The following is a 22,456-nucleotide window of genomic DNA, read 5'->3' on the forward strand; positions in this document are numbered from 1 at the left end:
GCGCGTTACGGAGTGGTCTTGCAGGTCACGTCCTTCGCCGGCAGCTTGCCGGTGGTCAGGTAGGCCGTGGCCGTCTTGTCCGCGCACGACTTGAAACCGTAGACGCCGTGTCCGACGCCTCCGGTGACCGTCACCATCTTGGACCCCTTCATCACGCGGCGCAGGCCCTGAGCGCCGGCCAACGGAGTCTGGGAATCCCACTGGTTCTGCAGGATCAGCGCGCCGACCTTGTTGTCGATCTTGGTGGGGGGCTCGCTGCCGGTCGTCTTCCAGAACGCGCACGGCTTGATGTTGGACGCGATGTCCCCGTACAGCGGGTACTTGCCCTTGTCCCGGATCGCGTCGCTGCGGTACCGCTCGGGATCGCGCGGCCAGTTGCGGGCGTCGGCACAGGCGACGCTCCAGAAGCCGGTGACCTCGTTGTCCTCGGGCACGGTGCCGCCGAGTGACGGCGCAGGCGACGTGAGCGTCCTGGTCTCGCGGTCACCGGACGGGCTCTTGCCCTCGGCGGCCTTCTTCATCTCGACGACCAACTCGGCGGCTTCGCGCGGGCTGTAGAACGCGCTGCGGCTCTCGGCGCGGATGCCGGCACCGGTCAGCTCGGTCCCGTCGAAGTCGACCGGCTCGCGGTCGGCGCGGGCGACCAGGTCGTAGAAGGTCTTGCGGACCGCCTGGGGGGTCTTCCCCAGCTTGTACGTGGAGTTCCGCTTGGCGGTCCACTCGGTCCACCTGGTGAAGGCGGGCTCGCTGTCCTGCGCCCAGAGCTGGATCACGCCGCGCCAGAGCCGGGCCGGGTCGACGGCGCTGTCCAGCACGAAGCGGTCGGCGTGCTGGGGGAACATCTGCGTGTAGACCGCGCCCAGGTAGGTGCCGTACGAGAGCCCGAGGTAGGAGATCTTCTTCTCGCCGAGCACGGCGCGGATCACGTCCATGTCCCGGGCGGTGTTGCGGGTGGTGATGTGGCGCAGCGTGTCGCCCTGCTTGGCGTAGCACTTCTCGGCGAAGGTGCGGGCCCACTTCACGTCCTTGGCGAACGTTGCGGCCTTGTATGCCCGTTCCCAGTTCTGTTCCCCCGTCGTCAGACCGCAGTCGACGGGAGAGCTCTGGCCGATGCCGCGCGGGTCGAAGCCTACGAGGTCGTACATGCGCTTCACGGAGTTCGGCAGCAACTCGCTCGCCAGCACCTCCGGCATGTCCAGGCCCGGAGTGCCCGGGCCGCCCGGGTTGAGCAGGAGCACACCGCGACGCTCGCTCCTGCCGCTCGTCTTCCACCTCGAAATCGCGAGATCGATCTTCTTGCCGCCGGGGCGGCTGTAGTCGAGCGGCACCTTGATCGTGGCGCACTGGTAGGCCGCCGGCTTCGAACTGTCGCAACGGTGCCAGGCCGGCTTCTGCTGGAGGTACTGGCCGAGGGGATTGCCTGCGGCGGATGCCGTAGCCGGGAGTCCGGGAACCAGCGCGGCGAGGGCACTGACTGCCAGGAAGGGGGCTATTCGACTGCTTCGCACTGGGGAAGGTCCTCAAGGGTTGGTGCATGTGGGACGCATTTACCTTCTCGTGGACAGGAGTTGGGCGAATCCATCGAGCGGGCAAAGTCCGTACGCCTGTGAGCTGACGGGCGGGGATGCCAGATCATCCTTCGGTCGCACAGCCGCGGCCGGCTCGGCGACGTCTTGCTCAAGTGGTCCGACTCCGCGAGGGATTCCTCGTCGGTCAGGGGCTTGTCCGCGTCGCCGGGGCGAGTGTGTCCGGCTCGGTGACTCACTACGAGTTCGAGCCGGTCGGAGTCGCCGGCGAAGGTGATGTCGACGTTGACGTCAGGCCGACGCGGGTCGCCCGCCACGTCCTGCCGAGAGCGGGGACCGGTCCCTCGCTCGTCACCACATCGGTGCTTGCAGCGGCAACCGGACTCGCAGAGAGTGCGGTTCCCTCCTGCCGGTCGCGCCGACCCGGGGCACAGCTGGTCCTGAGCGTCCGGGCCGACCGCGCACGCACGGTGCGGCCCCGCGGGGGCGTGGGTCCTGTGCCCGGCGCGGGAGAACCCGGTTGTGGCGCCTGACCCGCGCGTTGGGTGGCCGGGGCTTCGGACGTGGCGGACGCGACCGCATCGGCGTGGACCACGTACTGGCTGTGAAGATCCCCGAGTCCGCACGTGCGGATGCCCCTGCCGTCCCTACCTGACGTACCCGGCACGCCTGAACGGCACAAGGGCCCCGTTCCCTGCCCGGGAACGGGGCCCTTGCGTCGTGCGGCTGGTCCAGTGCGGCTGGTCCGGTGTTGTCCGGCTACTCGGCCTTGATCGCCTCCAGCATGTTCAGCCGGGCCGCCCGCCGGGCCGGCCACAGCGCCGCCAGGACGCCGACCGTCGCCGCCAGCGCCAGGAAGAGCGCCAACCGGCCCCACGGCAGGACCAGTTCGAACGTTGCCACGTCCTGCTTCCCCAATTCGCCCGCGGCCCAGCCGAAGAACACACCCAGGCCGATGCCCAGCACTCCGCCGAAGACAGAGATGACCAGGGACTCCAGGCGGACCATCCGCTTGATGCCCGTGCGGTCCAGGCCGACCGCCCGCAGCATGCCGATCTCCTGGGACCGTTCGACGACCGACATGGCCAGCGTGTTGACGACACCGAGGACCGCGACGATCACCGCCATGGCCAGCAGGCCGTAGAGCATGTTCAGCATCAGCGTGAGCAGCTTCGCGTCCACGTCGGCGATGTCCTGCCTGCTCTGGACATCGATCGCCGGGTTGGTGCCGAGGGCCTTGATCAGCTTGTCCTTCATGGCGCTCGACGCGCTGTCGGACGTCTTCAGCAGGACACTCGAAGCGGTCGGGTTGGACAGGTGCGGGGTGAGGGTGGCGTTGTCGACGAGGATGCCGCTGACCTGGTCGGTGTCCTCGTAGATCCCGGCGACCGTCAGCTTCTGCTTCTTGCCGTCCTCGTAGGCGACCGTGAAGCTCGAACCGGCCTTCCAGCCGTACTGCTCGGCGCTTGAGGTGTCCACGGCGACCTGCGCACCGGTCACTTCGAAGGTGCCGTCGGTCACCTTCAGGTCGATGAGGTGTTGCAGCGAGGCCCCGTTGACGCCGGTGAGGGAGCCGCTCTCGCCGTCGATGCGCACATCGGCATCGCGCAGGGGGCTGAGGTCGGTGACGCCGTCGACCCGGGCGAGTCGCTTCTGGGCGTCAGGGGAGAGTTTGCCGGACGTCGACACGACGAAGTCCGCGCGCAGCGACGCCGTCACCTTCTCCTGGGTCGCCTTCTGCAGGCTGCTCGCCACCACCGTCATGCCGGTGATCAGGGTGAGGCCGATCATCAGCGCGGAGGCGGTGGCGGCCGTACGGCGCGGATTGCGCAGCGCGTTCTGCCGGGCCAGCTTGCCCGCGACCCCGAAGCCCCGCAGGACCGGGGCCGCGGCCGCGATCAGCGGGCGGGACAGCAGCGGGGTCAGGACGAACACGCCGACGATCAGCAGGACCGCGCCGAGGATCATCGGATTCTGGGCCTTCTTGGTGCTCATCGACGTGGCGGCGACGGTCAGGGCGATGCCCGCGCCGGTGCACAGCGCGCCGAGGGTGTTGCGCAGCACCAGCGACTTGACGGTCGCCTTGGCGTGCACGCTGCTCATCGCCGCGACCGGCGGGATCTTCGCGGCCCGGCGGCCGGGCAGCCACGCCGCCACCATGGTGACGACGATGCCGACCGCGAGGGCGGTGACGATGGTGCCGGGGGTGATCACCAGCGGGCCGTCGGGCACGGTCGCGCCCAGCATGCCCAGCAGCGACCGCAGCACGGCCCCGATGCCGATACCGACGACCAGACCGGCGACGCCGGCGACCGCGCCGACCACGAACGCCTCGATCAGCACCGACCGGGTGACCTGCCCGCGCGAGGCGCCGACCGCCCGCAACAGCGCCAGTTCCCTGGTGCGCTGGGAGACCAGCATGGTGAAGGTGTTGGCGATGATGAACGTCCCCACGAACAGCGAGATGCCGGCGAAGGCCAGCAGCCCCTGACGCAGCTTGCTCATCCGGCCGTCGACCTGCCGCGCCTGGGCGTCGGCAAGTGCCTTGCCGGTGCTGAACTCCACGCGGTTCTTCGGGAGCGCCTCTTCCAGCGCGGCCAGCAGCGCGTGCTGCGAGGTGCCGGGGGCGGCCTGCACATCGATCCGGTTGTACGTGCCCGTCATGAAGAACAGCTTCTGCGCGGTCGGCGTGTCGAAGAGCACCAGGCTGCCCCCGGCCGTGACATCGCCGTCGTTGGTGGTGAAGATGCCGGCGATCTTCGGCGTCATGACCGGTCCGCCGATCGAGACACGGACGGTGTCGCCCACCTGGTAACCGGTGCGCCGTGCGGTCTCGGCGTCGATGGCGACCTCGTTCTTGCCGTGCGGCGCGGTGCCGGCCGTCAGCGGGTAACGGGGGTCCTTGTCGCCCCAGTAGTTCCCGCCCCGTTGCTCCCATGCCGAGCTGACGGGCCTGCCGTCCTTGTCGGCCATGACGGTGTAGCCGCTGACGACGCCGATCGCGCCGGCGGCCCCCGGCACCTTCGCGCTCTTGTCCAGCAGCCCGTCGGTCAGTTCGGAATACGCGGCCGTCACGGCCACGTCGACGTGGTCGAGGCTCTTGGCGGAACTCTTCTCGTAGGCGGCGGAGATGGTGTTGGTGAAGACCAGGGTCCCCGACACGAACGCCACGCCGAGCATCACGGCGAGCACGGTCATCAAAAGCCGGGTCTTGTGCGCGAGTACGTTGCGCACAGCGGTACGGAACATGGGGATGTCTCAGTCCAGTCGGGCGGGGTGCGGTGAGGTGAGGGAACGTCAGCTGGTGCGGGCCTGGCCGTCGAACTGCTTCATGAAGTCCAGGACCGACGCGGCCGTCGGCCCGTACATCTCGTCGACGAGCCGCCCGTCCGCCAGGAACAGCACCCGGTCCGCGTACGCCGCCGCCACCGGGTCGTGCGTCACCATCACCACCGTCTGGCCCAGCTCCCGCACGGAGTTACGCAGGAAGCCCAGCACCTCGGCGCCCGAGCGCGAGTCGAGGTTTCCGGTGGGCTCGTCGCCGAAGATGATGTCGGGCCGGGAGGCCAGGGCGCGGGCCACGGCGACGCGCTGCTGCTGGCCGCCGGAGAGCTGGGAGGGCCGGTGGCCGAGCCGGTCGGCCAGGCCCACCATCCGGATCACGGTGTCCAGCCACTGCTGGTCCGGCTTGCGACCCGCGATGTCCATCGGGAGCGTGATGTTCTCCAGGGCCGTCAGGGTCGGCAGCAGGTTGAACGCCTGGAAGATGAAGCCGATCTTGTCCCGGCGCAGCTTGGTCAGCTGCTTGTCCTTCAGGGAGCCCAGCTCGGTCTCGCCGATGCGCACGGACCCGGAGGAGAAGGTGTCCAGACCGGCGACGCAGTGCATCAGCGTGGACTTGCCGGAGCCGGAGGGGCCCATGATCGCGGTGAACTCGGCCTGCCGGAAGTCGACGGAGACCCGGTCCAGGGCGACCACCTGGGTCTCACCCTGTCCGTAGATCTTCGACAGATCCGTGGCGCGCGCGGCCACGGTGGTGGTTCGGTCGGCGAAGGGGGCAGTGGTCACGGATGACGCTCCTGTCGGGACGACGGTGGTATGCGGAAGGCGAGATTCATCGTCCGGGTCCCGAACCGCCCTGGAGTCAGCCGCTGTTCCGATCTGGGAGGACGACTCCGGACTGATCCCGAGGGCTCCGTGTCATACCCGAGGATGATGGTCAAACGTTCAACTGTGAAACGCCGCGTGGCCGGGGGCGGCTGTTGCTACCGCCGGCAGCCGCCGCAAGACCGGCGAGGAAGGTACGCGCTTCGGTGGCTTCGAGGTGGACGCCGGCGGGCGGTACACCGCTGAGCTCCGACCTGCGCCGATTCGCTGTACTGCCGCAGACATGGCGGTCTGATGAAACCGCTGTTGATCGGGTTGTCCGCCCTGAAGGGCACGCTACGGGCACGAAAAGCTCGTAGGCGTCCGGTTTCGGCAGGCGGTTGTCGAAGGCGACCTGTCTCAACCGGTTCCCGCCAGGTTCACATCTGGTCCGGACCGGTCAGTCGCCGCGTGCCAGGGCGATCATTCCTCTGAGGTCGAGTCCGGCTTTCGTGCCGCCGTCACAGAGGATGTCCACGCCGGTGAGGTAGCCGGGCTTGTCGCCCACGCAGAACGCCAGGAGCTCGGCGATCTCTTCGGGGCGACCGTAGCGCTTGAGCGCGGCGTAGCCGGTGAGCTTGCCCGAGCCGCTCTTCTCCTCGAGCCGCCCCATCGCGGTGTCGAAGCTGCCGGGCGAGACGGACAGCACGCGGGCGCCTTTCGCGCCGAACGGGGCGGCGATCTGCTGCGAGTACCAGATGACGAAGTTCTTGCTGAGCGAGTACGCCAGACCGGGTCGCATACCTTTCGGTGCCCGGCTCGTGACAGCGGCGAGCTTCGCCGTGAAGCGGTCGCGATCGGTCAGAGCAAGACGGAAGATCCGCTTGGGGATGACCAGCCGCGGCGTCATGTGCCCGGCGATGGAAGCGAGGTTGACCAGGGCGAATCCCTCGGTGGCGACCGCGAGGGCGGCTTCGGTGATGTTGACGGTGCCGAGCGCGTTGATCCGGATCATCTTGTCCGCGGTGCCCATCTGCGGGCTGATGCCCGCGGTGTGCACGACCGCCCGCACGGAGCCTTCGCGGTCGGCCTGCTGGAACAAGGCCTCGACCGAGGCCCGGCTGGTGATGTCGCAGGCGACCGCCGCCGCATCGACGCCGTGGTCGCGCAGTTCCGCCGCCGCAGCGTCGAGGCGTTGCCGGTTGACGTCGGTGATGACCACGCGGTGATCGCGGCCGAGGATCTTCGCGGTCGCGAGCCCCATGCCCCCTGCTCCGCCGGTGACGATCGCTGTCTTTGTCATTCATGCTCCATCTCGGTATTTCCCGACCGTAGCACCGGGGCAGCCCCTGACCTGCGAACTCCAGCTTGATGGCGAGGTGGATCGCCGCTTTCCGGGCAGCCCGCCGGGGGCCGGTACGTATACGCAGGTGTCGACGGCCGGCGCCGGGCGGTCGCGGTGGACGGCACGTGCCTGCGCGGCGCACGCCGACCGGACGGCAGCCGGGTTTTCGTGCTGTCCGCTGTCCGCTGTCCGCTGTCCGCCGTCCGCCGTCCGCCGTCCGTCACGGCCGTCGGCATCACCCTCGCCTCACGCGAGATCAGCGCGAAGACCAACGACATTCACGAGTTCGCGCCCTTGCTCGATCAGATCGACGACGCCGACCTCGCCGGGACGGTTGTCACCGCCGATGCCCCGCCCGCCCCACGCGACCACGCCACCTACCTGCACGAACGTGGCACCCACTACCTGCTGACCTCAAGAACAACCAGCGCGGCCAGGCCCGCCGACCCCGCGCTCTGCCCTGGAAGAAGAGCCCCGAGATTCACCGCGACGACGACCGGGGCCACGGCCGCCACGAACAACGACTCGCGCAGATCGTCACCGCCGACGGCCTGCTCTGCCCGCGCGCCGCCCAAGTCCTGCGCATCCAGCGCCGCCGTCTCTATGGAGCGAAGAAGTGGTCCGGCGAGACCGTCCACGCCATCACCGACCTGCCCGCCGAGCAGGCAAGAGCAGCCGAGATCGCCTCCTGAGCTCCATGGCCCTGCGCCCTCGTCGCTCCTGGCGGGTTCACCGGGAGCCGTGCGTGGATGCGGCCGCGAGGCGGGTGCCCTGTCGCCAGACAGCGCGAATCGACAGGCTGTCGTTGATGGTCGTGGTGGGATCACCGTCGACCAGGACGAGATCTGCCCGCAGCCCTTGCTCGACACGACCCCGGTCGTGGAGGCCGAACCGTCGTGCCGCCAGTGAAGTCGCCGAGCGCAGGGCTTCGGTGGGGCTGAAACCGGCCTGTACGAGCAGTTGCAGCTCGCCGTGCAGACTTGCTCCGTGGGTCACGCCGCGCACGACCAGAGCCGCGGCGTCGGTGCCTGCGATCACGTCGACCCCAGCCTCGCGCAGGGCTGCGATCGTGGCCAGTGCCATGTCGAAGTGCGAGGCGGGCAAGCCGCCGAACGTGTCGGAGAGGTGCGCCCGCAATTCCGGCGCGAGCTTTCCCGCAACACGGGGATCTTGCGCCAGGTCCGTGCTGTGCGACAGCCCGACGATGGAGGCCAGGGGAGTCAGAGTCGGCACCACGAACACGTTCGCGCTCGCGATGCGGTCGACGATCTCCGGGGTGTGGGCCGTGTCGGCGAACAGATGGGCGAGGCCGTCGGCGCCGGCGTCGACCATCTGCTCGGTCTCGTGCAGCGTCATGGCGTGCGCCATCACCATCTTCCCGCGAGCGTGCGCCTCGGCGATCACGGCGGCGTGAATCTCCAATGGGACGTGCGGCATCTGGAAGCCGAACGCCGCGCCACTCTCGGCTATCAGCTTGATGTAGTCGGCGCCCTCGCTGATCCGATCCTCGACGAACCCGGCCGCCTCCGCCACGGTGGTCGCGGTCGGCCAGACCGGATCGTTGAGGCCCTTCCGGAACTGATGAGGGTGGCCGTCGAGGTGGGTGAGCGAAAACGAGGCGCTCCGCACGTCCGCGAAAGTCCGGTCGGCCTCGACCTCGGCGCGCAGCGGAATCATGGTGGCGGGGACCGAGCCCATGTCGAGTTCGGTGGTGACACCGAAGGTCAGTGCCTGGCGCAGCATCGCGGCGTCTGTGTGGGTGTGTGCGTCGATCAGGCCCGGCAGCAGGGTTGCGCCGGTGGCGTCGACGACTTCCACCCCGGTGACACGCGGCCCGCCCACCGAGACGATGACGCCGTCGGCGACGTGCACGTCTACCTGGCCCAGGTTCTTCTCACCGTCGAACACCTTCGCACCGACGATGACGAACTCGTTCATGGGACTCTCCTCGCAATGCTGGACATGTACTGGTTCGGGCTTCACGGCTACGACGTCTGCCGGACCGGCACGATGACAGCCGAAGGGTGTCCGGGGGCGTGGCGACCGTCTGTTCGGCCAGGCGGGCGACGGCGACCCCACGGGGGTCGCCGTTCCGCACAGACCGGGCCTACCGGCCCTGTCGTGCGGGTGGGAGGGGAATCGGCTCGACTCCTGGCACGACGCGGGTGGTCAGGGTGCCGAGTTGTTCGACGGTGACGGTGACGACGTCGCCGGGGTGCAGGGGGCGGTGGGCGTTCAGGCCTTCGCGACCCCACCGTTCGGCGAGGCAGCCGCCGCCGCAGGTGCCGGAGCCGAGGATGTCGCCGGGGCGGATCTCGGTGCCGCGGGAGGCGTAGGAGATCATGTCGGCGTAGGAGAACGCCATGGACGACCAGCGGTCCTGCCCCAGCCGTTCGCCGTTGATGTCGACGGTCATCGTCAGGTCGAACGAGGTGGCGGTGCGGCGCCGACCGCCCGAGTCGCGGCAGGCGCGACAAGGGCCTGCTCCCCGGCCGACCGCAGGGTGCCGTCGCGCAGGAGGCCGAGCATCGTGACGCCGCGACCCAGGGGATGGACCTGGTCGTCGTGGAGGACGCCGACCCGATCACCGTCGTCGTCGGCGTAGGTCACGAACCGCACAGTCGCGCTTCCCTTCAGACGGAGGTGTGCATCGGGCGGCCGAGCCAGGCGACCGCGTCCCCGAAGGCGGCGATCACGTCGAGGTCCCGGCCGGCATGGTCGGCGTAGGCGCGGTGCAGGTTGAGCACGATCCGTTCGGCGTCGCCCCAGTCCGTGAACTCGCCCAGGTCGACCTGGCGGGCGGCCTGCAGGGGCGTCAGATCCCGGGAGAGCCCGTCCTGGGCGGTGTCGAGGATGAGCCGGTAATAGCGGCGGTGCTCGTCCAGGACCCGGGTGATGCCGGTGCCGGTGAGGACCGGGCCGTGGCCGGGGACGATGACGTCGGGCTGCAGGGACTCCAGCCAGTCGACCGCGGCGAGGGCCCCGTCCACGGAGCCCATGAAGACGAGCGGGGTGAGTCCGGCGAACACCAGATCGCCGGAGAACAGCACGCGTTCTTCGGGCAGCCAGGCGATCAGATCTCCGGTGGTGTGCGCCGGGCGGCCGGGGTGCAGCAGCTCGATCCGCCGACCTGCCACGTGCAGGGTGAGTGCGGAGCCGGCCGAGATGTCGGGAAGCCTGCGGGTCACCGGCCCCCAGTCCGGGACCGGGCTCCACAGCGGTGGGCAGCCGTCGATGACCGGGTCGGCCTGAAGCCCTTCCCGCATCCGGCTGTGCCCGACGACCACTGTCGTGGAGGGGAGGAGGCTGTTGCCGTAGGTGTGGTCACCGTGCTGATGGGTGTTCACCGCCAGCCGGACGGGCGCCCCGCCGGTGGCCGTGTCCACGGCGTCGAGAAACCGGCGGGTGCGAGCCGCGGTGGCACAGGTGTCGATCACCAGGACCCCGTCGTCGCCGGCCACCGCGCCGGCGTTGTTGACCCACCAGGTCCCGTCCGGCTGCACCCAGGCGTGGATCCCGGGAAGCAACTCCTGGAGTTCCGCCGCGTCCGCTGTGGGAGGAGGAGCGGAGTTCGTGTCCGGGGTGTCGGTCATGACCCGTCCTGTCCGTCGTCCGTCACGGTGGCGACGCGGCTGCGGCCGTGCTGTTCGTACGTGGCGAAGCGCATGGCATTCCTTGGGAGCTGGGTGGGTTGACGCGGGCCGGGGGCTCGGCGCCATGGCAGGGTGGGGGAGTGCGCCGGGCCCCCGGTGTCATGGGGTCAGACCGGCGGAGCGACGAAGACACCGCGGTCGACGTCGTTGAGCATTTCCTTGGCCGTCCGGGGCCATGAGGCCCGGGAACCTGGTCTCGCCCGCTGCCGAAAAGGTGCCGATGGCGAACGGTCCGGAGAAGGGATGAAGGGTGCCGACGACGCGGCTGCAGATGGCACGGAGACGTCCTCCCGATTGCGGTCCCACTAATCTGGCCCCTGGATTGCAATCAGGGAAATCGATTTCCTGTATACGGGAATCCAGCCGCTGAATACTGGTGGCGCCGGCTCCGGAATTGGGGCACGGCCGTGGCGTTTATCCGGGTCGTCCGGTTTGATCAGGTGATGCCGTGCGGCGGGCACGGCAGGCGTGTTACGGGTTCTGGCCTGGGGTTTGTCTTCTCCGGAGACGGCATCTCGCACCCGGTGGGGGGTGTTTCCCACAGTCCGGTGTCCGCGGGCTCAGGAGGCGATCTCGGCTGCTCTTGCCTGCTCGGCGGGCAGGTCGGTGATGGCGTGGACGGTCTCGCCGGACCACTTCTTCGCTCTTCCAGGGCAGAGCGTGGAGTCGGCGGGCCTGGCCGCGGTGGTGGGTGCCACGTTCGTGCAGGGCTGACGGTGTCTCAGGGACGGTTCAGGGAAACCGCGGTGGACGGCGGGCCGAGACGCGCACGGTCGCGGCCTGTTGGCGGACTTCGTCCGAGGACGCTGGAGCGCCGAGCTCGAGGACCTGTTCCTGTGAGTGGCCGGAAGATTCGGGTCGGCGCGGCGCGGGATGCGGGGCTACGTCCGGGTCAGCCGGCCGCATCCGCCGGAGTCGGTGTCCTGCTGATCCGGGTGTTGTTCGTCGACAACTCCGTCGCCCGGGTTTTCCGATGGGTGCGCGAAGGATTGTCGGCACGCTGTCGGGGCACCGCCCGAGCGGTGCCCCGACAGGTCCCGGTCAGACGCGGCGGCGGGTGAACCGCTGGTTGGGGTTGCCGCTGTAGGTGTACTGGGCGATTCGGGCGCCGTCGGCGGTCAAGTACTCCCAGACATCCATCGCCAGGCCGGACTCCCGGTTGACGAGGCTGATCACGTCACCGCCGTGGTCGACCACGCGCCACTGCTGACTGGTGGCACTGGTGCCGGCCTGTTGGACGACGTCCGCGCCGGTCGCGGTGCCCGTGGGCTGGAGGAACAGGCCACTGTGCAGTGCTTTGACGCGGACGTGGCCGTTACCGGCGTCGATGAACTCGAACTGCTGGTTGGGGCGGCTGTTGGGGGTCCGCTGGACGAGCTGTGCGCCGGCGGCGGTGGAAGCCGCGTTGATCTCGGCGGCCTTGCCGCTGTGCTGGGCCAGCAGGGTGTAGGGGCCCGGACCGCCGGGCGAGTCGCCCAGTTGGGCTTCCCACCTGGTGTTGGACCCGGACGCGTCGGCCGGGAGGCGGTCCCGTGCGGCGTTGTCGCCGTACATGGTCCAGCGGGCCCAGTCGACGACGGTCCTCGGGAAGCGCTGGTCGCTCCAGAAGCTGGTGTGGCTGCCGCCGACGAAGGTGAGGAACGCCTTGGGCCAGGTGATCTCCGTGTACGCCTGGCGGGCCGAGGAGTACTGCGTGGTCGAGTCCCGGTCGCCGTGGACGAACAGGACCTTGGCCGAGACCGAACCGGACGGGTTGCCCATGTCCACGCAGGACTGGGGGTTGGCGGACTTGATCCGGCTGTCGGGCCAGGAGGTCAGCAGACCGTGGGTGACCATGCCGCCCATGGAGTGGCCCGAGACGCCGACGCCGATGCCGGTGTTGATGTGTCCGGCCAGCGGTCCGCTCGCGTTGAGCGCGAGGGTGTTGGTGAGGATCTGCGAGACGTCCTTGGAGGTGTTGCCGTTGTTGACGTCGTTGAAGTTGTGGTTGAAGTGCGGGGCGGGGACGATGAAGCCCGCCGAGGCCAGGGCCCGGATGATGAACAGGGAGTTCTGCGGGCTGCTCCCGTAGCCGTGGGTGAAGTTGTAGACGGGGAAGACACCGTTGGCGACCGGGGCGTCCGTCACCGGGTTGCCGCCGGCGGTGCCGGTGGCCGGGTAGTAGACGTACGTGGTGCACGGGCGGCTGCCGCGGGTCCAGTTGTACCGGCGTACGCCGACCGCGAACGGTGTGGTCGGCGCCGTGTCCAACGGCCCGACGGCGGCGGGTGCCTGCCCCGCGCCGAGCAGGGACAGGCCCATGCCTGCCGCTCCGGCCGCGCTCATGCTGAGGAATGTCCGTCGTCGCACGGTCATGGAAGTCTCCTTGGGTGCAGGGACAAGTGCAGGGATAGGTGCAGCGATTGACGTTCGGCTGGGCCTGTTGCCGGGTGCGTCCGGTCGGCGGCGGATCGCCTGGACGCGCGGCGGGACGTGCCACCCGCGAGAGGCGGCGCGACCGGAAGAAGGCCCGTGGTGTACGGGTACGCGGTCTTGGCGCACGCCGCCTTCTGATCCTTCGCTCGGCGATGGGGGCTATGAGGTGGTCACGTCGTGTCCGCCGCGTCCGGGAACGACGTCGATGACCGCCGTGACCGGGCCTGTGCGGGTCGTCCCGGTGACTGTCACTTCACCCGGCCTGTCGGTCGCGCCGGGTGGCAACGGCTGCCAGCGGACCGGGACACCGGTGATCGTGTTGTTGGCGGTGGTGAGCATGCGGATGGAGGAGGGCAGCTTCGGGGCGGCTCCCACCGGGATGGCGGTGTAGACCATGTCCTGGAGGATGTGCTTGGCGCGGCTGGCGTTGAAGACGTTGATGGACGCGTGCGGCTCCCACGTGTTCGCCAGTCCGGGCACGGCCCGGAACATGGGCTGGTAGCCGGCCGGTTCCCACACCAGTGCCCCTGAACCTCGGTTGTCGACCACGTCGTTGGCGGCCTGGAACACCCTGCGGATCGCGTCCGCCTGCCCCTGAATGGTTCGCGGGTACGGCGAGTTGGGCAACGGCGAGCCGTCGCCGCCCGACGCGGGGTAGGCGGTTTCGGCGATGTCGATCTCGTAGCCGGGGTAGGTGGTGGCCATGGTGTTCAGGTTGAGATCCAGCGCCTCGGGCGTACCGTGCCACTCCGGGTAGTACGAGAGGGCCAGCACATCGGGGTTCTGGCCCTTCGCCTTCACCCGGGTGAGGAACTGGTGCCAGAACTCCATGGTTTTGGCGAGCTTGTCCTTGTCGACGATCACGTGTATCTCGACCTTGGATGTCGGTGACGCGTCGCGGACGGCTTTGATCCCGGCCGCGGCCAGGGTGGTGAACCGGTCCCACGCCTGGTCGTAGAGCTTCTGCTCCGCAGGGTCGGTTGACCTCCAGTACTTCCACAGCAGGCCGCCGCCGGGCTTGGACTGGTAGATATCGGCCTGGTCGACGAAGTACGGCGGATTCGTGGTGCCGATGTGGGCCGCCTCGCTGCCGTACATGAACCCATTGATGATCTCGTTGCCGACGGCGACCTTCTCCGGCGTGGTGCCCTGCCGGATCAGCCGCTTCAGATAGTCGGCGGTGAAGTCGTACACGGCATTGGACAGGTCCGCGAACTCCAGCTCGGCCCAGGCGCGTGGTTTGGGTTGCTTGCTCGGGTCCGCCCAGGAGTCCGCGTAGTGGAAGTCGATCCCCAGGCCCATGCCCCGCCGCTCGATCCACTTGGCTGAGGCCAGTGAGCGCTCCGGGCCCTGGCGCGGTATCGGCGTCGGTTGACCGGTGCTCTCGCTGCGCGGCTCGTTGAATATCCGCAGCCGGCTGTACTCGATGCCACGGTCCTTGGCCACGTCGAGCAGGTGTGGCCCGGCGCCGCGGTCTTCGGCCAGGGGGTCGACCCAGTACTGCTGGTTCTGGACGTCGTCCATCCAGGACAGATCGGCGCCGAGGGTGAGGTCGTCGCGCAGGTAGTTGAAGACCTGGAGCTCGCTGACACCTGCCCGGGCCCGGCCCGGCCCACCTGTGAACGTCAGCCGGACGAAGCGCGTTCCCGGCCGGGTGAACAGGTGCACTTCCCCTCGCGACACGGCTCGGTTGTGGGACCTGTCGGCGATGGCCTTCCACCGGCGACCGTCGGATGAAGCCTCGACGACGTACCGGTGGGCCACGCCACGGTCCGGGAAAAGCACCTTGACCTTGCGCAGGTTGTCGTAGGTTCCACCGAGGTCGACGGTGAGCCACTGCCGGGCGCCGGCACTACCGGGTTGCCAGGACGTCGTCGGATCGCCGTCGATGGCCAGACGGGTGCTGGACGAGCCGGAGGCGGCCGTCGCCGAAGCCCAGGGCTTGGCAGCGATATTGCTCTCGATCGGCTTGATGTCCGCGGTTCCGAAGGTCGCGTGGGCCGACTCGGGCACCATGAGTAGGTTCGCGGACACCATGGTGACCAACGTCGTCGCGACCGCGATGGCGCGGGGCAGACGCGTTCTGCTCATGTCCTTCTCCTGACGATGTCACGCACGGGCGGCATGGGCTGTTACCTACGCTCTGCCGGTCGCAAAGACCGGCAGAGCACGGGACGTCAGTCAGCCGACATCGAGGTAGTCGACGTTGGGCAGTCCTGTTGCCGTGGTCGGATCCAGCCGGATGGTGTTGCTGCCGGCGTTCAGCGGGACCGTCACGGTCTTGGTCGTCCACGTCGTCCACGCGCCGGTGGACTCGAACGAAAGCGCCCCTGCCGTGGCTCCGTTGACGACGAGGTTCGCGGGCCTGGCACCGGTGGTGGCGCCATTGGCGAACCGGATCCCCAACGTCGCCGTACGGGCGGTCGCGGAGTTCACGGTGAACTCCGCGAAGGCCCCCACAGCGCTGTCGCCGTTGCAGAACCCGCTGCCGGAATAGCCGGCCTGATTCGCGTCGATCGTGCCCCGGCACTGTGCCGGAGCGGTCTCTGCCTCGTAACGCCCCGGAGGCGCTGGTGTGTCGGCAGAGGTCTTGACGAGTGAGAGCTGGTCGACGGTGACGCCGCCCGAACCCGACGCCCGCACGGTGACGGTGGCGGCCCCGCCGGGCAGCGCGATGCCGGTGAGCTCGCGCTTGGCCCAGCCGCTCGACGACGGGATGCCGAGGGTGCGTTGGCTGCCGTTGGAGCCGGTGATCACGACCTGTCCGGCGCTGCCCCGAGCGTGCAGGGACAGGGTGTACGTGCCTGCGGGCACCGATGCGATCCGCTGCTCGACGCCGCCGCTGTTGCTCACCTGGAGGGCGAAGCGAGATCCGTTCGCACCACCGTTGACGTTGGTCACCGAACCGCCGAGGTTCCGCCATCCGCGCACACTGGAGACGATGATGCGGTCGGCCTGGATGTCGGGGTTGAGGATGTAGTTGTTCGCCGGCCCGACGCGCCACTCGCCGGTCGTGGCGTTGAACTGCCACTGGCTCACCGAGTGGAACTGCGGCCGCGCGCCGGTCTTGGTGATCGGCACCCACTGGTTGTATCCGATACCGTTCCAGGCGAAGTCTGCCCAGCGGTCGCCGGCGTAGATCACCGTGTTCTGCTTGGTGCCCTTGACCGTCACGAAGAACCCGGTCTGGGTCACGTGGCTGTAGTCCATCTCGGTGCCGGCAAGGACGTACTCGCTGCTGTAGGAGCCCTGGACGTTGCTGCTGGTCGACTCATTGACGTAGTTGACCGAGGTGTTCCAGCCGTGCAGGTCCGACGCCGCGTGGTAGTACTTGCCGTCGAGCTTGAACATGGCGTTGCCCTCGCGACCGGCGCCGCGGCGGATCTCCACGCCCGGCTCGATCCGCAGCGAGTCGGACTCCCGGAACTTGGCCACGAAGCCGCGCGACCGTCCTTCGCGGTTGGAGAAGATCAGGTAGTCCTTGCCGTCCTCGTCGGTGAAGACGGTCTGGTCTCCGGTGCCGGTCGTCGGCGAGTTGGTGATCTGGGTCTGGAAGTAGCCGTAGTCGAAGGTGTCGGTGGGTGAGTCGCCCTGCAGCAGCAGGACACCGTGCCCGCCTCCGACGTAGGCCTGGACGGCGAGCACGTACTTGCCGGTGTTCTCGTTGTACGAGACCCCGAGCCGCCCGACCCACCCTGCCTGAGCGAGGGTGGCGCCGCCTTGGATCGGTGTCGTCCGCGTCGCGACCCGGTTCTCGAACTTCCAGTTCACCAGGTCCTTGGACGAGTACACCGGAATGGACCTGAAGCTGACCTCGCCGTCGTACTTCCGCGTCGGATTGGCCCGGTAGGACTCGGCGCCGAGGTAGTGCACGCCGTACCAGTAGTAGGTGTCACCGAACTTGAAGACCCCACCGCCCTGCGAATAGATGGGATTGCCGCTGGTGTCGTTCCAGAAGGTGTTGTTCGTGATCGTCTGGAACGTGCCCTCGTCGGCAGCCTGCAGATCTCCGGCGGCGTTCATCAGGGCCGTCTTCGCCTCGGCGACCTCCGACTTGGTGGCCGATGTGTCGTCGGCTACCGCGTCCGCGGAACGCAACGCCTTGGCGAAGGGCTTCCAGGAGCCGGCCGTGTACTTCGACGGAGCGCGGGTCTTGTACTCGGACACCAGGTACTTCAGGCCACGATCCGCCACCGGTCCGGCAGCGGCGTCCTGGGCTGGGAGCTCCTGTGTCGATGTCTGCGCCGTCGATGTCTGTTGTGCCGGGGCCTGCGCCGACGCGGTGCCGGCCCAGACGGGCGCTGCTAACGACACGGACAACAAGGCGGCCGCGGCCAATTTCCAGTGCTTCGAGACGGCACGCATTCGGTATCTCAAGATGTCACCTTCCATCATTCTCGAAGGCGCCGAGGTCCGGCGCACTTCCGCTGAAGGGCAGTCCCACGTTGGTGCCCTTGTCGATCAGGGCACTGTTCGCCGCGAGGCGGAGGTGGGGCAGCACGGGCAGGCTCCCGTCGCTCTGGCGGGGCGCGTCCCAGCCGGACGTCGACACACTCCGGAACTGGGAGTCCGACAGGGGGATGCCGAGGTTCCAGGTGTTGTACGCGGCGTTCGTGCCGCTCATGTACGACGTCGCCGTTCCGGTGTAGGCGATGTTGTTGCGCAGGTTGCCCCGGCCGACGGCGGCACCGCTCGAGTCGATTCCCCGCATGCTGAAGTTGGGGTGGTTTCCGTAGCCGGTGTTGTTGAAGTAGTCGTTGGCCACCGGGTGGTGGTTGGCGTAGAAGCCGGCCGCCTTGTTGAGGAACGCGACCGAGGTGCGGACGGTGTGCTTCGGCGCGTTGGCCTGGTAGTCGCCCCCGTAGCCGCCCGACTTGAAGCCGGCTCCGTTGCCGGAGGGCGTCGTCGTCCCCGGCACGTATCCGTTGCGCCAGGCCCACGAGTTCTCGATGGTCACGGGCGAGTAGGTGGAGATGAGGTCGAACCCGTCATCGGCGTTCCACCATGCGCGGCACCCCCGGAACACATTCGCCGCGCGGCCGGAAGGCGTGTAGTGCGCACCGAACCCGTCGGCGTTCTCGCCGGGCCCGTCACTGCTGCGCAGGTCGTAGTTGTCATGCGCGTCCGAGTTGAGGACGAGGTTGCCGCCCCCGCCGCTGATGAACAGGCCGGTGCCCATGTGGTGGTGGGTGTTGATCTGCTCGAAGACGTTGTTGCTGCCGGAGACCCAGATCCCCCAGGACTCGGCGTTGCGGTTGTTGTTCTGGGGAACCCCCTTGACTTCCAGTCCTTTGAGGTGGATCCAGCTGCCGGTGACGTTGAAGCCCTTGATGCGGCAGTCGTCCGTCATCCGCGAGAAGTCGAAGACCGGTTTCTCGCCCGGATGGGCCCAGTACCGGATCGGGTTGCCCGAGCTGCCGCTCTTGTTGAGGGTGATCGCGTCGACCCTGGCGGTCTGGCTCGAACAGGCGCTGTTCGCGCGGGTGTAGGCGTAGGTGCCGCCCCGGAAGTAGACCGTGTCGCCCGCCTCGGCGACGGCCTGTGCACGGGCGATCGATGCCCACGGGGCGGCCTGCGTGCCTGCCGCACCGTCGTTCCCGTTCGGGGCGACGTAGTAGGTGTTTCCGGCCGCCGTGGCGTTCGCGGACGCCGAGCCGGGGGCCATGGCGAGGGAACTCGCCGTGACCACCGAGAGCAGGAGGGCAGGGGTGCCGAACTTCGCGGTTCTCACAGCGTCATCTCCGGAGTCAGGTGATTTCCCGTGCGGCAGTAGGGCTCGTGCCTGCCTGAAGAACTCGGCGCAGGCGCAAGCTGCTTTTCGAGGGGTGGGACCACGCGCGTGTTTCTTCAGAACTTCATGGCGCCGGCGGCCAGGTTGGCGATGAAGTGGCGCGAGCCGATCAGGAAGACCCCGATCAGCGGGATCACTGACATGAGTGCTCCGGCGATGACCATCGACTGGTCGGTGGTGTAGACGCCGTTCAGCTGCTGCACGGCCACCTGCAGTGTCACCTTGTCCGGGTCGGTCATCACGATCAGTGGCCACAGGTAGTCGTTCCAGATGTGGAAGAAGGTGAAGATCCCCAGGAACGCCAGCCCCGGGCGGAGCACCGGCAGTCCCACCGTCCACCACTGGCGGAAGAACCCGGCCCCGTCGACCCTCGAGGCATGGATCAGCTCGTCGGCGATCGCCCCTTGCGCGTACTGGCGCATCCAGAAGATCCCGAACGCGTTGGCCGCACCGGGGATGATCAGTGCCTTGAGCGAGCCGACCCAGCCGAGCCAGGCCAGGGTGACGAACTGTGGCACCAGCGCCAGCTGCATCGGAATCATGAAGGTGGCCAGCACGATCCAGAACAGCACGTTGCGCCCTGGGAAGTCGTATTTGGCGAAGGCGAAGGCGGCCAGCGAGTCGAAGAGCAACACCAGGAACGTCACGGATGTGGCGGCCACGACGGTGATGCCCATCGACCCCCAGAAGTCGATGCCGTCGAACACCTTGTTCATGTTCTCCCACAGGTGGGAGCCGGGGATCAGCTTGGGCGGGTAGGCGAAGATGTCCCCGGTGGTGTTCGAGGCCATCACGAACATCCAGTAGAACGGGAAGATCGTGATCAGCACGCCCAGCAGGAGCACGGCGTGGCCCACGATCGTCCGCGCCCTGGCGGCCGTCTCAGCGCGCACGGGACTTCCCCTTCCGCTTGCCGGTGCCGATCGCGTCCTCGTCCCGGCCGCCGATCAGCCGCCAGTTGATGACGGAGAACACCGCGATCAGGAGAAACAGCGCCCAGCCGACGGCCGCGCCGTAGCCGAACCGGTTGAAGATGAACGCCTGCTGGTAGAGGTAGAGCACGATGGTGGTGGCCTCTCCGCCGGGCCCGCCGACGTTCCCGTTGTCGTCCACCGGGAACAGCACCTGCGGCTCGGTGAACAGTTGCAGCCCGCCGATGGTGGAGGTGACGGCGACGAACAGGATCACCGGGCGGAGCATCGGGATGGTGATCCGGAAGAAGGTCTGGCGATTGTCGGCGCCGTCGACCTTGGCCGCCTCGAACACGTCGCTGGAGATGGCCTGCAGGCCGGCCAGGCAGATGATGGCGTTGTAGCCGACCCACCGCCAGATGGTGATCGCCGCCACGGAGACCTTCATCGCCCACGGGTCGGACAGCCAGCCGACCTCGCCGGCGTTGATCGCCCGCAGCGCGCTGTTGAGCAGCCCGGAGCTGTCGCTGAAGACCGAGCCGAGCACCAGGGTCATCGCCACGATCGAGGTGACGTTCGGGACGAAGTAGGCCACCCGGTAGAACGCCTTGAACCGCACTGCGGTGTGCAGCGCGTAGGCGATGCCCAGCGCCAGAAAGATCATCGGGACGGTGGACAGGATCCAGATGATCAGGGTGTTGCCGATCGACTGCCAGAAGTCGGAGTCGGTCACCAGGTACGCGTAGTTCTCCCAGCCGATCGACCGCATCTCTCCGATGCCGTCCCACGACATGAACGACAGGTAGATGGAGAAGCCGACCGGGAAGACGCCGAAGACGGCGAAGAGGAGGAAGAACGGGGAGACCGCCGTGTACATCGGCCAGTAGCGGCGCCAGCCGGGCAGCGGCCTGGACCCGTCCGGCGGCGGCTTGGCGGCGCTCCCTCGCGGCTTGACGGCCTTCCCGCGCGGCGCATCGGCGAGGCCCATTCAGATCGCCCCCTCGCGGGTCAGCTCGCGCTCGATGGTGTCCTGGGCGTCCCTCCATGCCCTGTCGACGTTCTTGCCCAACTCCACGTTGGCGAGCTCGGCGGCGAAGACGGGGTCCATTACCCGGTCGTACGGGCTCTTGTAGACGGTCCTGACCTGCCGCGCCGACGGTCCGAACACCTCGATGGTGCGCTGCCCGCCGTAGAAGGGCCGGGGCTCACGCATCTCCGGCCTCGTGAAGGAGTGCGGGGAGGACGGGAACAGCGACATCTCCGTGAACGCCTTGACCTGGTTCTCCGGAGACTGCAGCCAGGTGATGAACTTGTAGGCCGCCTCGGGGTTCTTGGAGTACTTGGTGATCGCCAGGAAGGAGCCGCCGACGTTGCCGGCGCCGCCGGGCGGGTCGGCCACCCGCCACTGGCCCTTGGTCTTCGGCGCGGCCGACTCCGGGAAGGCGAGGCCCCACCACACCGCGCCGATACCGACCGGCTGGCGGCCACTGGTGATCACTCCGTACAAGTCGGGGGAGCCCTCCGGGGCGCCGGCCGACAGGCCCTCCCTGCCGATCCGGTAGGCCAGTTCGAACGCCTCGCGCAGTTCGTCTCTGTCACCGATGTACCGGCCGTCCTCGGTCATGAACTTGCTGCCCAGCTGGCCCAGCCGGATGCTCCAGACGTGGCGGATGTTGGGGCAGATCACCGCGCGCTCCTGGGACCTCCGCAATTCCTTGCCCAGGGCGATGAAGCCGTCCCAGTCCGGGGCCCGGGCGGCGAGCTCCTTCGGGTCGGTGGTGATCCCGGCTTCCTGAAGCAGGTCGGCGCGGTAGAACAGCCCGGTGGGGCCGGTGTCCATGGGGAACGCGATCATCCGGCCCTCGGGCGTGATGCACTCGCTCCACTTCCAGTCCAGGTACCGGCTCTTCAGCTCGCCCGCGCCGAAGGCGTTGAGGTCGACGAACACGTCCTGGTTGGGGAAGTAGGTGGCCACGTCGGAGTTGATGCCGATGATGTCCGGCACCAGGGACTTGCCGGCGAGCGCGGTACGCACCTTGGTGTTGAAATGGCCCCCGATGTTGGTGCGGCTGAGTCTGAACCCCTGGGCCCCGGGAATGCCCTTCGTCTCCGCCCGGGCGACCAGCTCGTCGCTCACCGACCGGTCCCAGGTCCACAGAGTGATCTCATCCGGGTCGCCGAGCGAGCGCTGCGACCCGCAGCCGGCCGGCCCGAACCCTCCGGCGGCCGATCCGGCGCCCAGCGCCAGAAACCGTCTTCGTGACACTGCCATGGACGCGTGTACCACCTTCCGAGCGAGCGGCCCACCCCCTGATCGCTCAGGCGGTGGCCGAACAGACATCGCGAACGGCTGCTCTGGTTGAACGGGGGGCGACGTGCTTGAGGAGGCTCGGCACCGCCGCCGACACGCTGCACACATCGCTGCTCACGAGCGCCGGTGCGGACCTCATGGCCCACAGGACGAAGTGGCCGCGCAGCTCCGTGTCCGTAAGCCCGGGCGGCCGACCTCCGGCATGCCCCGGCCGTTGATTTCGGTGATCCACGCGAACGCGGCCACTGTGGTCGCCGATGATGGCCTTGGGCGAGCACCAGTCGTACGTGAGGCAGCCCAGGCCCGAAGCGGCGAACTGGCGGGCGTCCTGCGTGTGCCCGGTCGCACCCTCGCCCCGGCCTCCTTCTTCGTCGCACGCCGCGGCCTGGTCGGAGCCAAGCCGTTTCCGTACGCCATC

The 22,456-nt window shown here is 68.4% G+C and carries 14 protein-coding genes and 4 pseudogenes; 1 reads left to right on the plus strand and 17 read right to left on the minus strand.

The features are described 5' to 3' along the window. Positions 1-5 precede the first annotated feature (5 nt). The 4 genes from ABZ386_RS08995 to ABZ386_RS09010 form a co-directional block, all read right to left on the minus strand. Positions 6-1,508: an alpha/beta hydrolase gene (locus ABZ386_RS08995; RefSeq protein WP_358964350.1), complete on the minus strand. Its 1,503-nt coding sequence runs from the start codon at positions 1,506-1,508 to the stop codon at positions 6-8. Between the two features lie 777 nt (positions 1,509-2,285). Further along, positions 2,286-4,775 (minus strand): FtsX-like permease family protein, encoded by a 2,490-nt coding sequence (locus ABZ386_RS09000; RefSeq protein ID WP_358964351.1) that lies wholly within the window; start codon positions 4,773-4,775, stop codon positions 2,286-2,288. 48 nt (positions 4,776-4,823) lie between these two features. Next, on the minus strand, positions 4,824-5,594 hold the full coding sequence (locus tag ABZ386_RS09005; protein WP_358964352.1) for an ABC transporter ATP-binding protein: 771 nt from the start codon (positions 5,592-5,594) through the stop codon (positions 4,824-4,826). A 478-nt stretch (positions 5,595-6,072) separates the two neighbouring features. Next, complete coding sequence (locus tag ABZ386_RS09010; RefSeq protein ID WP_358964354.1) at positions 6,073-6,915, minus strand: SDR family oxidoreductase; 843 nt, start codon at positions 6,913-6,915, stop codon at positions 6,073-6,075. A 138-nt stretch (positions 6,916-7,053) separates the two neighbouring features. Between ABZ386_RS09010 and ABZ386_RS09015 the strand changes: the two are divergent. Beyond that, positions 7,054-7,646 (plus strand): annotated as a pseudogene (locus ABZ386_RS09015) (transposase); the annotation flags it as partial. 40 nt (positions 7,647-7,686) lie between these two features. Here the strand turns inward: ABZ386_RS09015 and ABZ386_RS09020 are convergent. The 13 genes and pseudogenes from ABZ386_RS09020 to ABZ386_RS09080 all read right to left on the minus strand — a co-directional run bounded on the left by ABZ386_RS09020 (position 7,687) and on the right by ABZ386_RS09080 (position 21,999). After that, positions 7,687-8,895 (minus strand): amidohydrolase family protein, encoded by a 1,209-nt coding sequence (locus ABZ386_RS09020; RefSeq protein ID WP_358964356.1) that lies wholly within the window; start codon positions 8,893-8,895, stop codon positions 7,687-7,689. 169 nt (positions 8,896-9,064) lie between these two features. Beyond that, positions 9,065-9,373: a fumarylacetoacetate hydrolase family protein gene (locus tag ABZ386_RS09025; RefSeq protein ID WP_358964357.1), complete on the minus strand. Its 309-nt coding sequence runs from the start codon at positions 9,371-9,373 to the stop codon at positions 9,065-9,067. Positions 9,374-9,375: 2 nt separating this feature from the next. After that, the gene (locus tag ABZ386_RS09030) at positions 9,376-9,567 is read right to left on the minus strand and encodes a hypothetical protein (RefSeq protein ID WP_358964359.1); all 192 of its coding nucleotides are present in this window, start codon (positions 9,565-9,567) and stop codon (positions 9,376-9,378) included. A 23-nt stretch (positions 9,568-9,590) separates the two neighbouring features. After that, positions 9,591-10,550, minus strand: coding sequence for an MBL fold metallo-hydrolase (locus tag ABZ386_RS09035; protein ID WP_356502916.1), 960 nt, complete (start codon positions 10,548-10,550; stop codon positions 9,591-9,593). Between the two features lie 491 nt (positions 10,551-11,041). Next, a pseudogene (locus ABZ386_RS09040) lies at positions 11,042-11,254 on the minus strand (ISAs1 family transposase); the annotation flags it as partial. Positions 11,255-11,651: 397 nt separating this feature from the next. After that, positions 11,652-12,965, minus strand: coding sequence for an RICIN domain-containing protein (locus tag ABZ386_RS09045; protein ID WP_358964360.1), 1,314 nt, complete (start codon positions 12,963-12,965; stop codon positions 11,652-11,654). A gap of 219 nt (positions 12,966-13,184) precedes the next feature. Continuing rightward, the gene (locus tag ABZ386_RS09050) at positions 13,185-15,116 is read right to left on the minus strand and encodes a glycosyl hydrolase 53 family protein (RefSeq protein WP_358964361.1); all 1,932 of its coding nucleotides are present in this window, start codon (positions 15,114-15,116) and stop codon (positions 13,185-13,187) included. Between the two features lie 99 nt (positions 15,117-15,215). Further along, positions 15,216-15,584, minus strand: a pseudogene (locus ABZ386_RS09055) (carbohydrate-binding protein); the annotation flags it as partial. A 678-nt stretch (positions 15,585-16,262) separates the two neighbouring features. Continuing rightward, positions 16,263-17,420, minus strand: a pseudogene (locus ABZ386_RS09060) (family 43 glycosylhydrolase); the annotation flags it as partial. Continuing rightward, a complete protein-coding gene (locus tag ABZ386_RS09065) occupies positions 17,407-18,756 on the minus strand; it encodes a right-handed parallel beta-helix repeat-containing protein (RefSeq protein WP_358964362.1) in 1,350 nt (449 codons plus the stop codon). The pseudogene ABZ386_RS09060 and the gene ABZ386_RS09065, both read right to left, overlap by 14 nt. A gap of 116 nt (positions 18,757-18,872) precedes the next feature. Next, positions 18,873-19,709 (minus strand): carbohydrate ABC transporter permease, encoded by an 837-nt coding sequence (locus ABZ386_RS09070; RefSeq protein WP_358964363.1) that lies wholly within the window; start codon positions 19,707-19,709, stop codon positions 18,873-18,875. Then, the gene (locus ABZ386_RS09075; protein ID WP_358964364.1) at positions 19,699-20,715 is read right to left on the minus strand and encodes a sugar ABC transporter permease; all 1,017 of its coding nucleotides are present in this window, start codon (positions 20,713-20,715) and stop codon (positions 19,699-19,701) included. The genes ABZ386_RS09070 and ABZ386_RS09075 overlap by 11 nt, the downstream gene beginning before the upstream one ends. Beyond that, entirely contained in the window at positions 20,716-21,999 is a 1,284-nt protein-coding gene (locus tag ABZ386_RS09080; RefSeq protein WP_358964365.1) for an extracellular solute-binding protein, read from the minus strand. Positions 22,000-22,456 lie beyond the last annotated feature (457 nt).

The organism is Streptomyces sp. NPDC006140 (assembly GCF_040628815.1).
GTDB lineage: Bacteria > Actinomycetota > Actinomycetes > Streptomycetales > Streptomycetaceae > Streptomyces.

Excerpts from the sequence above, each read along its gene's own strand:
- ABZ386_RS09000 (WP_358964351.1), bottom strand. The coding sequence starts at position 4,775 with ATGTTCCGTACCGCTGTGCGCAACGTACTCGCGCACAAGACCCGGCTT.
- ABZ386_RS09010 (WP_358964354.1), bottom strand. The coding sequence starts at position 6,915 with ATGACAAAGACAGCGATCGTCACCGGCGGAGCAGGGGGCATGGGGCTC.
- ABZ386_RS09020 (WP_358964356.1), bottom strand. The coding sequence starts at position 8,895 with ATGAACGAGTTCGTCATCGTCGGTGCGAAGGTGTTCGACGGTGAGAAG.
- ABZ386_RS09025 (WP_358964357.1), bottom strand. The coding sequence starts at position 9,373 with ATGACCGTCGACATCAACGGCGAACGGCTGGGGCAGGACCGCTGGTCG.
- ABZ386_RS09035 (WP_356502916.1), bottom strand. The coding sequence starts at position 10,550 with ATGACCGACACCCCGGACACGAACTCCGCTCCTCCTCCCACAGCGGAC.
- ABZ386_RS09045 (WP_358964360.1), bottom strand. The coding sequence starts at position 12,965 with ATGACCGTGCGACGACGGACATTCCTCAGCATGAGCGCGGCCGGAGCG.
- ABZ386_RS09050 (WP_358964361.1), bottom strand. The coding sequence starts at position 15,116 with ATGAGCAGAACGCGTCTGCCCCGCGCCATCGCGGTCGCGACGACGTTG.
- ABZ386_RS09075 (WP_358964364.1), bottom strand. The coding sequence starts at position 20,715 with ATGGGCCTCGCCGATGCGCCGCGCGGGAAGGCCGTCAAGCCGCGAGGG.
- ABZ386_RS09080 (WP_358964365.1), bottom strand. The coding sequence starts at position 21,999 with ATGGCAGTGTCACGAAGACGGTTTCTGGCGCTGGGCGCCGGATCGGCC.